14 protein-coding genes are annotated in these 14,964 nt (G+C 34.4%); 9 read left to right on the forward strand and 5 right to left on the reverse strand.

Going from position 1 to position 14,964, the window contains the following annotated elements:
- Window positions 1-321 precede the first annotated feature (321 nt).
- From AAT17_RS10600 to AAT17_RS10615, 4 genes are read left to right on the forward strand one after another with little or no spacing between them, the layout of a single operon-like run.
- Window positions 322-1,257: a 1-aminocyclopropane-1-carboxylate deaminase/D-cysteine desulfhydrase gene (locus AAT17_RS10600; RefSeq protein WP_060524210.1), complete on the forward strand. Its 936-nt coding sequence runs from the start codon at window positions 322-324 to the stop codon at window positions 1,255-1,257.
- Window positions 1,241-2,095 carry a glucosaminidase domain-containing protein gene (locus tag AAT17_RS10605; RefSeq protein ID WP_060524212.1) on the forward strand — a complete coding sequence of 285 codons (855 nt, stop codon included), beginning with the start codon at window positions 1,241-1,243 and terminating at the stop codon, window positions 2,093-2,095. The genes AAT17_RS10600 and AAT17_RS10605 overlap by 17 nt, the downstream gene beginning before the upstream one ends.
- Entirely contained in the window at window positions 2,095-3,387 is a 1,293-nt protein-coding gene (gene hemL / locus AAT17_RS10610; RefSeq protein ID WP_060524215.1) for a glutamate-1-semialdehyde 2,1-aminomutase, read from the forward strand. Before AAT17_RS10605 ends, hemL begins: the two co-directional genes overlap by 1 nt.
- Window positions 3,388-3,411: 24 nt before the next feature.
- Window positions 3,412-4,248 carry a sterol desaturase family protein gene (locus tag AAT17_RS10615; protein ID WP_060524216.1) on the forward strand — a complete coding sequence of 279 codons (837 nt, stop codon included), beginning with the start codon at window positions 3,412-3,414 and terminating at the stop codon, window positions 4,246-4,248.
- Window positions 4,249-4,279: 31 nt separating this feature from the next.
- Here the strand turns inward: AAT17_RS10615 and AAT17_RS10620 are convergent, their stop codons facing one another.
- The 3 genes from AAT17_RS10620 to lysS all read right to left on the reverse strand — a co-directional run bounded on the left by AAT17_RS10620 (window position 4,280) and on the right by lysS (window position 6,948).
- Window positions 4,280-4,657 carry a hypothetical protein gene (locus AAT17_RS10620; protein ID WP_042277696.1) on the reverse strand — a complete coding sequence of 126 codons (378 nt, stop codon included), beginning with the start codon at window positions 4,655-4,657 and terminating at the stop codon, window positions 4,280-4,282.
- Between the two features lie 75 nt (window positions 4,658-4,732).
- On the reverse strand, window positions 4,733-5,143 hold the full coding sequence (locus AAT17_RS10625) for a hypothetical protein (RefSeq protein WP_060524217.1): 411 nt from the start codon (window positions 5,141-5,143) through the stop codon (window positions 4,733-4,735).
- 113 nt (window positions 5,144-5,256) lie between these two features.
- A complete protein-coding gene (gene lysS, locus AAT17_RS10630) occupies window positions 5,257-6,948 on the reverse strand; it encodes a lysine--tRNA ligase (protein WP_060524219.1) in 1,692 nt (563 codons plus the stop codon).
- A gap of 338 nt (window positions 6,949-7,286) precedes the next feature.
- Here lysS and AAT17_RS13200 point away from each other — a divergent pair, with 338 nt between their 5' ends.
- The 3 genes from AAT17_RS13200 (at window position 7,287) to AAT17_RS10640 (ending at window position 9,394) form a co-directional block, all read left to right on the forward strand.
- Window positions 7,287-7,445, forward strand: coding sequence for a YqaE/Pmp3 family membrane protein (locus tag AAT17_RS13200; protein ID WP_082586949.1), 159 nt, complete (start codon window positions 7,287-7,289; stop codon window positions 7,443-7,445).
- Window positions 7,446-7,502: 57 nt separating this feature from the next.
- Window positions 7,503-8,204, forward strand: coding sequence for a lipoyl(octanoyl) transferase LipB (gene lipB / locus AAT17_RS10635; protein WP_060524221.1), 702 nt, complete (start codon window positions 7,503-7,505; stop codon window positions 8,202-8,204).
- A 104-nt stretch (window positions 8,205-8,308) separates the two neighbouring features.
- The gene (locus tag AAT17_RS10640; protein ID WP_060524223.1) at window positions 8,309-9,394 is read left to right on the forward strand and encodes a DNA topoisomerase IB; all 1,086 of its coding nucleotides are present in this window, start codon (window positions 8,309-8,311) and stop codon (window positions 9,392-9,394) included.
- A 5-nt stretch (window positions 9,395-9,399) separates the two neighbouring features.
- On the opposite strand, the gene AAT17_RS10645 is transcribed toward AAT17_RS10640, so the two are convergent.
- Complete coding sequence (locus AAT17_RS10645) at window positions 9,400-11,826, reverse strand: hypothetical protein (RefSeq protein WP_060524225.1); 2,427 nt, start codon at window positions 11,824-11,826, stop codon at window positions 9,400-9,402.
- A 61-nt stretch (window positions 11,827-11,887) separates the two neighbouring features.
- Window positions 11,888-12,487 carry a ribonuclease HII gene (locus AAT17_RS10650; protein ID WP_060524226.1) on the reverse strand — a complete coding sequence of 200 codons (600 nt, stop codon included), beginning with the start codon at window positions 12,485-12,487 and terminating at the stop codon, window positions 11,888-11,890.
- A 74-nt stretch (window positions 12,488-12,561) separates the two neighbouring features.
- Here AAT17_RS10650 and AAT17_RS10655 point away from each other — a divergent pair, with 74 nt between their 5' ends.
- Window positions 12,562-12,831 (forward strand): hypothetical protein, encoded by a 270-nt coding sequence (locus AAT17_RS10655; protein ID WP_060524228.1) that lies wholly within the window; start codon window positions 12,562-12,564, stop codon window positions 12,829-12,831.
- A 78-nt stretch (window positions 12,832-12,909) separates the two neighbouring features.
- Window positions 12,910-14,892, forward strand: coding sequence for a putative porin (locus AAT17_RS10660; protein WP_060524230.1), 1,983 nt, complete (start codon window positions 12,910-12,912; stop codon window positions 14,890-14,892).
- Window positions 14,893-14,964: the final 72 nt, after the last annotated feature.

The following is a 14,964-nucleotide window of genomic DNA, read 5'->3' on the forward strand; positions in this document are numbered from 1 at the left end:
CGAAATTTCATTTCTTAAAAATTATAACGGTATAACGCTATATCCATTTTTATTGGTCAAATCCAAAGCGCTGAAAAATGATCCGGTTTTTATGAATCATGAAAGAATTCACGCCAGGCAACAGCTGGAGCTTTTAATCGTCTTTTTCTATTTATGGTACCTAATGGAATATCTAATATTAAGAGTTAGTAAATCACATGATCTAGCCTATAGATCAATAAGATTTGAAAAAGAAGCTTATTGTATGGAAACGGAGCTACAATACTTAAAAAAGCGAAAACCCTATGCTTTTTTACAATATTAGCTTGCTACCTTTGTTCTATGCAAGATTATGGAGTAATACGGTCTGAAAATCAGTTTTTTAAAACACTTAATAACGTTTTAATAGATATTAAGCGAGAAGACTTATTGCATCCTGAAGTATCTGGTAATAAGCTTAGGAAATTAAAATATAACATATTACATGCACAAGAAAAATCCATCAATACCCTAGTTACATATGGAGGAGCTTTTTCAAATCATATAGCAGCCACAAGTGCCGCTGCAAAAATTGCCGGTTTGACTAGTATAGGGATTATAAGAGGAGAGGAATTGGGTTTAAATCTAAAAAAAACCTTGGCAAGTAATAATACCTTACTCACAGCTCACAACAATGGAATGCAATTTCACTTTGTAACTAGAGAATCCTACAAGCAAAAGGATGATCAATACTATAGAGAACTTTTTAAGGAGCACGGTAAACTTATGATTATCCCAGAAGGTGGTACTAACCAACTGGCAATTCAAGGAACCAAAGAAATATTAACCGACCTAGATAAATCTCAATACGATTTTATTGCTGTGGCTGGCGGAACAGGTGGAACGGCAGCAGGTATTATTGAAAGCAGCGCACCTAACCAAAAGGTTTTGGTGTTTTCTGCCTTAAAGGGAGGTTTTTTAAAGGAGGAAATAAACAAGCTTACTCTTCGTTCTAATTTTCAAGTGTTTTCTGAGGATAGATTTGGAGGATACGCAAGGTCTGATAATGAACTAATTAAATATATGAATTCACGCTTTCGCGAAAGCGGAGTACCACTTGATCCCATATACACTTCAAAAATGATGTTCCATCTAGAAGACCTTATTTTAAAAGGTGTTTTTCCTAAAGATTCTCGTATTTTAGCAATTCATACAGGAGGATTACAGGCGATCGCTGGTTACAATCAAATGTTGAAAAGAAAAAGAAGAGAAGAAATTACTTATGAGTTTGAAATTTAAAAATTTGCTGATCATTTTCTTTGGAGTGATGCTGTTAACATCGTGCGGTGGTAGTAAAAAAGTAGTGACTACCAAGAAGAAAAAGACAACTCAAACAGTCACTCAACCAGATTCAACACCTCAAACCGTAGGTCAACAAGAAGAAGATAAGGTAACTAAAACTACAAAGCCTGATAGTAAAGATAAGGTGTCTACTTACATAGATTTATTTGCTAATACCGCCATGCGAGAGATGAAACTTTATAAGATACCAGCTAGTATCACGCTAGCTCAAGGTATTCTAGAAAGTGGATCTGGTGAAGGTCGTCTAGCTGTAGAGGCTAACAACCACTTTGGAATAAAATGTCATAAAGGATGGACTGGTGGACGTATATATCATGATGATGATAAAGCGCAAGAATGTTTTAGGACCTATAATGATCCAGACTATTCTTATCGTGATCATTCACTATTTTTGAGAGATAGGAAAAGATATGCTGGTTTATTCAAGTTACAACCAGATGATTACCAAGGTTGGGCAAAAGGTTTAAGAGCTGCCGGATATGCCACAGATAGACGTTACCCTCAAAAACTCATAAGTCTAATTGAGCGTTATGAACTATACAAGTACGATAATATGGTACTAGGAAACCCTACGGATTCTAAAACCAGAACTATCGCCGATGTAAGACCAAGTGTACAAGCATCGCACAAAGTTGTAGCCGGCGACACACTTTATAGTATTTCAAGAAAATATAATATTACAGTAGATCAATTGAAAGCCTTTAATGGTTTAAAGGACAACACTATTAGTGTAGGTCAAGAACTATTTGTAGAACCTCTTCCTAAAGATTTTTAATGTCATTTATTTATCAACGTAGTAGTGCCTTATTTAATGAGGCAAAAAAATATATTCCTGGTGGTGTAAACTCACCAGTAAGAGCATTTAACGCAGTAGGCGGTGATCCCGTATATGTAAAAAGCGCCAAAGGAGCTTATCTTCAAACTGAGGATGGACATGAAATTATAGATTATATAGCTTCATGGGGTCCAATGATATTAGGTCATGCCTTTGAGCCTGTAGTGAATTCGGTTAAGGAGGCTGTTGATCGTGGTACTTCCTATGGAATGCCTACTGAATTGGAGACCAAAATTGCTGCTCTTGCAATTGAAATGGCTCCTAATATTGATCAAATAAGAATGGTAAACTCTGGTACCGAGGCTTGTATGAGTGCAGTTAGGTTAGCTAGAGGTTACACAGGTCGAGATAAAATCATCAAATTTGCAGGTTGCTACCATGGGCATAGTGATTCCTTTTTAATTCAAGCTGGTAGTGGTGCGGTGACTTTTGGGAGTCCAAATAGTCCTGGAGTAACAAAAGGAACAGCTCAAGATACTTTACTTGCCCAGTACAACAATCTTGATCAGGTTGCACAGCTATTTGAGCATAATAAGAATCAAATTGCCTGTATCATTCTAGAGCCTATTGCTGGTAATATGGGTTGTATAATACCACAGGAAGGATTTCTACAAGGATTAAGAGAATTGTGTGATCAAAATAATGCACTACTCATTTTTGATGAGGTGATGACTGGTTTTAGACTAGCTCGTGGTGGTGCACAAGAGGTAACAGGTGTAAATGCAGACATTGTTACCTATGGTAAAGTCATAGGTGGCGGATTACCTGTAGGAGCATTTGCAGCACGTCAAGAAATTATGAATTATTTAGCGCCACTAGGTCCAGTTTATCAGGCTGGTACATTAAGTGGTAATCCACTAGCGATGAGTGCCGGATATGCAATGTTAGATCATTTGAATAAACATCCAGAAGTGTTTGATAGTCTTTCTCAAAAAACGGAATATTTACATAAGGGAATTCAAGAAGTTCTAGAGAGTAAGGGAATCGAGTATCAGATTAATAGATTTGGATCGATGATGTCAGTTCATTTTACTCCAGATCCAGTAGTGGATTTTGAAAGCGCAGCCAAAGGAAACAATGAGTGGTTTAAAAAATATTTTCATGGATTGCTAGAACGAGGTATTTATTTGCCACCTAGTGCATTTGAAAGCTATTTCTTAAACGATGCTCTTTCTTATCAAGATCTAGACAGAACTATTGAGGCTACTCAGGAAGTAGTTAAAAGCTGGTAACATAACTTTTGCTACTTTAGTGAGATGGAAGCATTTTTAAAATTCTTTGAAACAATGCCCATCTACTATAAATTGGTGTGGCTGATAGGTTTGATTACCCTTTTCTGGATTCTTGAAGGATACTATAGTTTTTTAAAATCGCCTTATGATAAATGGAAGCATGCTCAAACAAATCTAGCCTTGCTTTCATTTACTATGATTATTAATGTAGCATTTGGTTTACTGACTGCTGGAGTTTTTATTTTTCTAGAGCAAAATAGTTTAGGAGTATTAAATTATGTGAGTTTGCCTATATGGTTAGAACTAGTCATAAGTTTATTAGTACTGGATCTTGTTGCTCAATATGGCATTCATTTTTTACTACATAAAAGTAGTGTTTTATGGAGGCTTCACACGGTACACCACAGTGATACTTTTTTAGATGTTACTAGTGGAACTAGACATCACCCTTTGGATTTTATGTTAAGGGAATTTGCAGCTTTGATAGCAGTAGTGATTACAGGTATGCCTATAGGTTTTTATCTTATATATAGGATCATCACAGTATTTTTCACTTATTGGAGTCATGCGAATATTAGATTGCCTAAAAAACTGGATAAAATATTAAGCTACCTAATAGTAACACCTGGTATGCATAAATTCCACCATCATGATAGTATGCCTATAACAGATACAAATTTTGGAAATATTCTGAGTATTTGGGATCACATATTTGGAACCTATTACTATGGTGATAGCCAAAATATCAAATACGGATTGGACATTGTCGATAGTAAGCGCTCAAACGATTTGAAGTATCAGTTAGGTTTGCCTTTTAACAAAAGCATCCAGTATAAAAACAAAGAAGGCTCTCAAAATTGAGAACCTTCTTTTAATCGACCAATCTATATTATTATTTTGGAGATTGTTTGCTTTTTAATAAGTTGTACTTTTCTGTTCCCAGTACTTCTTTAAGGCGCTTTTCATAATTGCTTTGTACATCATTTAAAGTACCTTGTAAATCATTAGTTTCTCCTCTTTGCGCTTCTCTTTCTATACGAATAACCATTGATTCGCGATCTCTAACTATTTCTCGTAGCTCGCTTACCTTTTTCTCATCCAATTTAACAGCATCAACAATCAATTGAACTTTAGTTTCTATTTTCTTATTGAATTCTTTAACTCTGATATGAGTTTGCGCAGAAACTTCCTGTTGTTCTGCCGTAATAGTTTGTTGTGAATATGCACTTACTGAACACACAATGGCTAATAAGAATATGATCTTTTTCATTTGATGGTATTTGTTGAGTTTAAAAATAAACAAATAATATAAACTAGCCTTATCAACAATTAAAACTTAGATTAATTACTCATTTCTTCTACGTTTATGTTTCTTTCTGCCTTCAGTTCTCTTTCTTTTATGCATTTTCTGCCACTTTTCGTATTGATCGGCTGTTAGAATTGATTTCATTTTTCTTTTAAAATCAAGTTTTTTATCCAATCTAGTGTTTAAACGATTGAACTTTTCGTCATTACTCAAATTTTTCATTTCCTCGCGATTTTCTCTCAAGCTTTGACGTTCCAATTCTTGATTTGCGATTAATGGTTGAATACTATTGATTTGCTTGTCCGACAAATCTAGTGCTACAGCCATTTTTTTAACTTTAAGTTCTGCACGTTGTTGTGGTGTAAAGTCATTTCCTTTTTTTGGAAGTGGACGTTGTGCTACGGTTATCGCTGTTACAAAAAATGTAGCGATTAGAATGATGTTTTTCATATTTAAAATTTTATTTGTCCTTATGACTGGCTTATAATTGAAAAGTTTAATCAAAGAAAAACCGCTAGTATTTACTAGCGGTTTTTATAATCTTAATATCGTACCAGTTCAGGCTACACTAAATCGATAAAAAGTCCATCATCTGTTTTCTCAACCTTGGCTACCTTTTTACCAGTCAATCCTTTTACTGTTTTATCCCATTTCTTATTAGATAATCCACTGTCAGATTTAAGCGCATTCAACTCTACTTTGCCTGATTTTTTTAATAGTTCATATACCATTTTTTCATCATCATTGAGGTCGACGTTTAATTTTTTCTCCGGTCTCATCTGTGGGAAAAATAAAACTTCTTGAATGGATGGGTTGTTGGTTAAAAACATAATTAGTCGATCCATTCCTATTCCTAATCCAGACGTAGGTGGCATACCGTATTCTAGAGCTCTTAAAAAGTCTTGATCTATAAACATCGCCTCGTCATCACCACGATCGGCTAGAGCTAGTTGAGCTTCAAATCGCTCGCGTTGATCTATAGGATCGTTAAGCTCACTATAAGCATTGGCTATTTCTTTACCACAAACCATCAATTCAAAACGTTCCGTAAGTTCTGGATGATCACGGTGTTCCTTGGTCAAAGGCGACATTTCTTTAGGATAATCAGTAATGAAGGTAGGTTGAATGAAGTTTCCTTCACATTTTTCACCAAATATTTCGTCGATGAGCTTTCCTTTACCCATTGTGTTGTCTACTTCTATTCCTTCCGCTTTCGCGAAAGCGTACAACTCTTCCTCGCTCTTACCTGTAATATCAAAACCGGTGAACTGTTTGATAGCATCAGTCATGGTGACTCTAGGGTATGGAGCTTTCCATTCAATAGTATGATCGCCAAATGTACTTTGAGTAGTGCCATTTACTGCAACCGCGCAATGTTCTAATAATTGCTCGGTAAAATCCATCATCCAGTTATAATCTTTGTAAGCCACATAGATTTCCATGGCTGTAAATTCTGGATTGTGTGTGCGATCCATCCCTTCATTCCTGAAGTTTTTACTGAATTCATATACACCGTCAAATCCTCCTACAATCAATCTCTTAAGATACAGCTCATTTGCAATACGCATATAGAGAGGAATGTCAAGAGAGTTGTGATGTGTTATAAAAGGCTTTGCAGCCGCACCACCAGGAATAGGTTGTAAAATTGGAGTCTCTACTTCAAAATATTCACGCGAATTGAAAAATTCACGCATGGCATTAAAAAGTTTTGTTCTTTTGACAAATACATTTTTAACATCTGGATTAACTACTAAGTCCACGTATCGTTGACGATAACGTTGTTCTGCATCATCAAATTTGTCATAAACCTTTCCATCAGCATCCGTTTTTGCAAAGGGTAGTGGACGCAAGGTTTTCGTAAGTAATGTGAAATTAGTGACTTTTACTGTCATTTCACCTACCTGTGTTTTAAAAAGCTCGCCTTCTATACCTATAATGTCACCTATATCTAATAATTTTTTATAGACTTCATTATAAAGCGTTTTGTCATCACCGGTACAAATTTCATCACGATTAAAGTAAACTTGTATGCGACCTTCTGAGTCTTGAATTTCGGCAAAACTAGCCTTACCTTGTATACGTCTAGAGGTTAATCTACCGGCGATGTTTACCTGTTTACCTTCTTTAAAATCGGCTTTAATTTGTTTAGTAGAATGGTCTACGGGATAAAGCGCTGCTGGATAAGGATCTATTCCCATCTCACGCAGTTTTGCCAATTTTTCACGGCGTACGATTTCTTGTTCAGAAAGTTGCATAAATAGGTGTTTTTATAAGCCTGCAAAGGTAAATTAAAACAGAAAAGTAACTTTAATAAGAATGTGAAAAATGAAAAGAACATCATTAAGAGTACTTTGATTGTCCAATAGTCTGTGGTTAAATAAAAAACATGTGCTTTTTAACGAGTTCTTTTTAATTCAAAAAAAAACTGATTATAAAGTAGTTAACCTAAGTGTATTTAGAGGTGTATGGGTCACTACTAAAAACTGATCGTTGTGAATTCATCTAAATTCAATAAGCTGAAGAAAAAAAATGTAACATTTGTCATTTTATACAGTCATATTACTGCAATCACATCACCTTTAAATTATAATATATGAGCGTTTGGCGAGTAATTTTGGCCATTATTTTTCCTCCACTTGCAGTAATTGGTAAAGGCTGTGGTTCTATTTTGATTGTATTGATATTAACCTTGTTAGGATGGGTTCCCGGTGTTATTGCTGCTTTGATCATACTAAATAATCCTGACAGATAATATAAATATTTAGCAATTTAGTATAAGTTTAACCAAAGTTAATACTACCTTTGCAAAATGAATAAAAAGGTCTTCTTTCAGGATTTAGGGGTCGGTGACTATAAACAGACCTGGGTTTATCAAGAACAACTCTTCAAAGAAATTCTTGATATTAAAATTGAAAATAGGAAAGAAGATTCCAAGAATCCTACACCTAATCACCTATTATTTGTAGAACATAATCACGTTTACACGCTGGGTAAAAGTGGTGATCTGGATAACCTTCTTGCCAATGAAGCCGTTCTTAAACAAATCAATGCCGATTTTTATAAAATTAATCGTGGCGGAGACATCACCTATCACGGTCCTGGACAGATTACAGGTTACCCAATTCTTGACCTAGAAAATTTCTTTACTGACATTCATGAGTATTTACGTTTACTAGAAGAAATATTTATTAAAATTTTGGCCGATTACGGTCTTAAAGGTGAACGTAGCGATGGTGAAACTGGGGTATGGCTGGATGTAGGAACACCATTTGCACGTAAAATTTGTGCTCTAGGAGTACGTGCTAGTCGTTGGGTTACCATGCATGGTTTTGCTTTTAATGTAAATACAGATCTAGGTTATTTTGACCATATTATTCCTTGTGGAATAGAAGATAAAGCAGTAACATCTCTAGCAGCAGAGCTAAAAAGACCTGTAGATCAAGAGGAGATCAAGCAAAAAATTAAAACCTATTTTGTAGAGCTCTTTGAAGCAGATCTTATAGAAAAGTAATTCTCGTCTTCTTGCCGATCATGTAAATTGAATTAACATTCTTTACACATGAATTACAATATCCTTAAGTAGTCTCAATGATGTACTAGACTACTTTTATAGGTATGACCTTATCAATTGAAGATATACGTGCTTGTATTGAAGAGCCTGAATATGCTGCACAGCTGGCAGATTTGGTTTATGTAACAGACCAACATTTAAATATTCACAGGAAAAAATACGGTCGCGGATATACTTACCTAATTGATAATGAATCTAGATTAACCGATAAGGCTCAACTTAAAAGGATTAAATCGTTAGTGATACCGCCAGCTTGGCAACAAGTGCGAATAAGCGCTATCGATAACGGGCACTTGCAAGTAGTTGGACGCGATGCAAAAAACCGTAAAGTATATCTCTATCATGACCTCTGGAATTTAGTTCGTAATCAAACTAAGTTTTTTAAAATGTCCGCTTTCGCGAAAGCATTACCGAAAATTAGAAAGCAACTAGTAAACAGTCTTCGAGTGGCAGGAATGACGAGAGAAAAATGTCTTGCGCTGGTTATAAAAATAATGGATGAAACTTATGTGCGCATAGGCAGTTCTGGATATGCTAAGCGTAATGGGACGTATGGATTGTCTACGATGCGCATGCGTCATTTAACTGATACAGGATCAAAAATTATCTTTGATTTTAAAGGGAAACATCAAATTGATCAACATGTTGAAATTGATGACGCACAGCTGGTAAAAGCGATACAGCAATGTGAGGAAATTCCTGGTTGGGAACTGTTTCAGTATTACGATGATGACGGGAACCATCAATCTATTGAAAGTCATGACGTCAACGATTATTTGCATACCATCGCAGGAGATATTTTCTCGGCAAAGGATTTTAGAACATGGGGCGCGACTAGAGAATTCTATACTTTTTTACTACAATCACCTGATTTGAATACTGAAAAAGATAGAGACGCTAATCTATTGCAAGCCTATGATGCTGCTGCCGAAGCTTTAGGTAACACGCGTAGTGTATGTAGAGAATATTATGTACATCCTCATATCGCTGATGTTTATAAACAATCTGGTTTTGTAGATGAGAGGATAAAAATTAAAGAATTAAAAGATCGTACCTATTTTACGGCTATTGAAACTAGAATTCAACAGCTTATAGATGATTTTGAAATTGAATTTAAGCCATCAATTTAAGAGCGTTACCATTTATATAGTAGAACATCATCACCATCTAAAGTGACTAGGTAATGCCATTTACCAGCAGTTTTTACAGACGCCGTAGTATTACCGTATACAGGAAATCCATTAAGTAAATCACCTTTTTGGGAGAATATGTAAACCTTATTTTCCGCATTATCAACTAGTGATATGAAGCTTTTGTTCTTGTTCTCATAAATCGAAATGTGCTCATAGCTACCATAAGGTATTTCAACTTTATTCTTATTGATAAACAGATTATTATCGTTGTAACTCACTCTTTGGGACTTTGAGCTATCAAAAGAGTTACCATACTTATTGAAATTTTCAAATGCTACTTCTCCATTAAGAGGATTAATTGAGAAGAATTTACCGTCTTGATCTAGTCCAACCAATTTATTTTTAAGCTGTTTGAGTTTACCTTTCAAGGCAATAGGAACTGTAACCTTAGTTCTGGTTTTTCCAGTACGACTGATTAGGGCTATTTTATTTTCTGCTTTGGCAAACGCGATAAAATCCTTATTGTTTACCCTTATATGTTGTGGTGATGTTAGAATTTCTCCATCAGGTTGATAATTAAAGCCTTTAACAGCATTACCATTTATATCATACATGAATAATCTTGAACCCTGAGTTACAACAAATCGGTAATTACGGCTGTTGTCATAATCAAAAACACTTACCGGTTGATCTATACCGTTTTTAAATTCTAATGGATATTTATTTACGTCCTTGCCATTGCGATCTAAATAGTAAATTGCTTTTTCAGTTGTGAAAACTAATTGTTTGCGACCATTTTTATAGCCGTCAACAACTTGTATCTCGCCTAATATTTTTCCCTTCAACTGTTTAGACCAGTATCGTTTACCCTTATCTGATACTAAGTGAAGTTTTAATTCGGCGTCTTGAAAAGCAACATCATATCCTTTAGTTAAATGATTGGGGAATAGGAATGGTCCTGCAATAATACTCGAGCCAGATTTATAAGTCATACTTTGTTGAACGCTACCACTGTTTAAATCATCGTTTACAACTGGTATATGGAAATTATAATGAGCGTATTCGTTTTCATGTACGTATTGGGATATAATAAATGGATAAGTTTTACTTGACAGTTGTTTTAAAATCTTGCTGTCGTTTTTACTTAGGGTAGAGTTTTGCTTATAAAATTCTATACTACTAATTGAAGTGTAGCTACTTGAGCTATTTATCGAACTGTTTAGGTCTTGCCACCAAATTTGATCGGCCAAAGTGCTTTTGTTGGTAATTGCAGCAATGATTTGCTCGGGTGTAGTTGCTTTTTCAGATAATATAAAGTGAGATCCTAAAACAGTAATATATGAATAGTTTTTTTGAGGTAAAATAGGAGATAAGCTACTCGTATTAATAGGTTCTCTTAATTCGTAAATGGTTGTGTTACGATACTCAAACTTGGCTGTGGATAAACTATCCAGGTTGAGAAAGAAAGTTTCGTAAGGTTCTAGTCCAAAAGCTACAACGTGCTCCTTATCCCAGCTTATTTTACTTAACTCATAACAGTTATCTAAAATATTTTTAACAGTTGCAGTAACCTCGTGATTGATTGATTTTTGCCTGGACAAATTGGATATGATTTCTTGATGGTTCTTATAAGTAGTAGTTTCTACATTGGTTAAATTAAGAGGTAATATTTCAGCTATGTGGTTAGTTCTAGCAGTCAAGCCGTCATAAAGTGCATGACGCATAGATGTACTGTCTGAATAGGTGAGAATACCAGAGAATTGTATTGCAAGATCGTTGTTTTCTGGTTCTACTTGATACCAATGAGCATAGTTTCCCTTATCATTTATATTACGACCATACATAAATTCTTTAAGCCAATTTCTATCACTGGCTTTTACATATAAGGATACCGAATTACCACTAGTTTTTTCATATAAAGATTTGAACTCGTCATTAAACACATAATCATCAAGCTCTCGTCTTATTTGACTTTCAATTATAAGTTTTGAACTACTAGCGAGATGCAATCCTTTATGATTAAGAAAATAAAAATCAGTACTATCTGTTTTTGATTGATAGTATTTTGTTTCATTGTAATTAAAGGTTGATGTAGTATCCCTATATTTTGGTAGGTCCGAAGAGATTAAAGAAATGACCACTTCATTTTTACCTTCAATGCTTACTGTGATTAGATTGTTATCACTTTCTTTATATAATTCTAAAAAGCTACCTGCATTTTTAATTTCTTGTAGTCTATCTAGATTTTTTATTTGGTTATATAGAGCGTTATTTTCTATAAAACTAAATACATCCTCCATGTTATTTGCGTCAATAATGATCTTAGAATCATGTGGTATACGATGGAGGAGATTTAAATCTATTTGGGAGTCTTTTTCACAGCTAGTAATAAGCAGAACCAAAACAAAGATTCTCAAAAAGTTTTTCATAGACCTAGTTTTATACAAAGGTAAAAGTTATAAGAAATAACACACAGTTCAAACAAAACTATTATAAATCCAGACTTAATTGATCTGGTAAAAGTTTAAAGCTTTTTCTATGGTATTTTGTACTACCAAATTTTTTGATTGCCTGGCGATGTGCAACTGTGGGATAACCTTGATTTTTATGCCAATCATAATTAGGGAATTCCCTAGATATTTTTTCCATAAAATCATCTCTATATGTTTTGGCGAGTATGGAAGCAGCTGCGATGTTGAGGTATTTACCATCACCTTTAATCACTGTTGTGTAAGGTATTTCGTTGCATGGTTTAAAACGATTGCCATCAACGGCTATATGATCAGGTATACTTTTAAGACCCTTTATTGATTGATGCATTGCAAGAATACTTGCATTCAATATATTAATCTCATCGATTTTCTCCATCATTACATGCGATACATGAAATGATATTGCTTCTTTTTCTATAATAGGTCTAAGTTCATACCTACGCTTTCGCGAAAGCTTTTTACTATCATTCAATTCAGGACATTTAAAGTCTGGTGGTAAAATAACAGCAGCAGCAGTGACGGGTCCGGCAAGACAGCCACGTCCAGCTTCATCAGTTCCTGCCTCAATAAGATTGGGTTTTACTTGTAATAAAAGCATACTGCGAATGTAATTAATATCAATTACCTTTATAAAAACACATTACTTAATTTGAATGTGCAAAGAAGGAATACATGAAAACTATTCGAATTTTAAAACGTAGTTTATCTATAACAGGATTAGTTCTTACCTTACCTATTGTTGGAATGGTGTTTAGTAAAGAGGTGAATTGGGATTTGCTAGATTTCTTAGTTATGGGTGTGATGCTGTTTACAACAAGTGTTCTGTTGCATTACATTTGGTTTTCTCAAACTTCTTCAAAATGGAGGTACGGTCTAATTGTACTAGCTCTCATTGCTTTTTTCTTACTTTGGATAGAGCTTGCTGTTGGTATTTTTAATTAATCTATACCTATAGATAAATAGGAACTCAATAACTTCTAATTGCTATCGTTATCTTACTTTTGAGCCGTGATTAAAAAAATGAGATTTCTTTTATTTCTATTGTTGGCTTTTCCTGTACTTTCTATAGCACAAGAAAAGGAGTTGATATCAGCTGGAGAAGTTCGAACTTCTGATAGATTTACATCTTTGAACGGAGATCAAAATACAGATCAACCTGGCGTTCAAGTTAAGGGAGATAAGCCACCGATTACAGATTACCTAATCATATCTGCACAACGTGATACGACTCACGTAGATACCACTTTACACATTTACAAAGATTATAAATTCAATTATTTGCGCAAGGATAATTTTGAATTACAACCCTTTCACAATGTAGGTCAACCTTATAATGAATTAGGAAAGTCTTATTCATTAAATACACTCACTCCATCAATGGGTGCGCGAGCTAGGCATACAGGATATTTAGAAGTACAGGATATGCAGTATTATCGAGTGCCTACTCCTTTAACCGATTTATACTTTAAAACAGCAGTAAATCAAGGACAGCAATTAGACGCTACCTTTACAAGTAATATTTCTCCTCAATTTAATTTCTCTATCGGTTATAAAGGAGTGCGAAGCGCAGGAGACTATGCTCGCACACTTACTAGCACTGGGATATTTAAATTCACGGCAAATTATGTTTCAAAAAATAAGAAGTATAAAGCTATAGCACATACAACCTTTCAAGATTTATCTAATCAAGAGAATGGTGGTATTGTGGCAAGTGCCGTTCAAGGATTTATTGATAACGATGAGGATTTTGATGACAGAGGACGATTAGACCCTAATCTAGAAAATGCTGAAGGTACATTGAACGGTCGTCGATTTTATATCAATCATGAATATGAGTTTCTAGGTAAAAAGGATTCAACCAGTTACTTCAGCGCAAGATTGTACAATGAAATGTTTTATGAAGATAAATTGTACAGGTTTGAGCAGTCTTCACCAGATGAAGAATTTCTAGGAAATGCCTTTGGGAATGCAATTAATGATAAAACAGATTTTGAACAAGGAGATATTGAAGTAGGTTTGCTCTATGATCATCATTTGTTAGGTCATTTTAAAGCAGGATTCACCAGGCAGGCATATAATTATGGTTATAATCGTGTTCTTGATTTTGGGACTTCTTCAATTACCAATAGACTCAAGGGTGAAACGTACCAATTATCAGGAACGTTTAGTAAGAATTATAAAGGATTTGATATTCAAGGTGATGGTGGTGTAATACTATTTGGTGATTTAACGGGTCAATTTTTAAATGCATCGGCTAGTTATGATTTTAAGTTGTTTAAACTTAGTGCTTCTTTAGATTTGAGCTCGCAATCTCCTAATTTTAATACGCTTTTATTCCAAAGTGATTATGAAAATTATAATTGGCAAAATGCTTTTGACAATATCGAGAAGCAACAATTTTCTGTTGATTTAAAATCAGATAAACTTCTAGATGCACAGTTAAGCATTACTAGAATTCAGGATTATGTTTATTTCACCGAAAATCAGTTATTGGACTCTGATTTGAATACGGTAGGTTACAATGCAGCTCCTCAACAATTTGATTCTGAAATTACGTATTTAAAATTGAAGTTGCACAAAGGATTTAAGTTCTTGAGCCATTTTGGTATGGATCATACCGTCATGCTTCAGTCTGTTGACCAAAATCAAGAAGTATTAAACTTACCAGAAGTAGTTACTCGAAATACCTTTTACTACGAGAATAGGTTTTTTAAAAGAGCTTTACAACTACAAACCGGTTTTACATTAAAATATTTTACTTCCTACAATATGGATGGATACGATCCTGTATTAGGGGAATTCTATACGCAAAACAATCAAGAGTTTGGTGATTTTCCAATGATTGATGTTTTCTTAAATGGTAAGATTAGACAAACAAGAATATTCTTTAAGGCAGAACATATCAATGCACTCTTTGGTAAGCAGGATTACTTCAGTGCTCCATTACATCCTTATCGTGATTTCACTTTTAGATTCGGTATAGTGTGGAATTTCTTTTTATAAAATTGTATTAAAAACGTTAAATAATTATGTTTCAAAGGGTTGATTTTGAGTAAAATCAGCTGTTTTTATTTA

The organism is Nonlabens sp. MIC269, assembly GCF_001430865.1.
Classification (GTDB): Bacteria; Bacteroidota; Bacteroidia; order Flavobacteriales; family Flavobacteriaceae; genus Nonlabens; species Nonlabens tegetincola.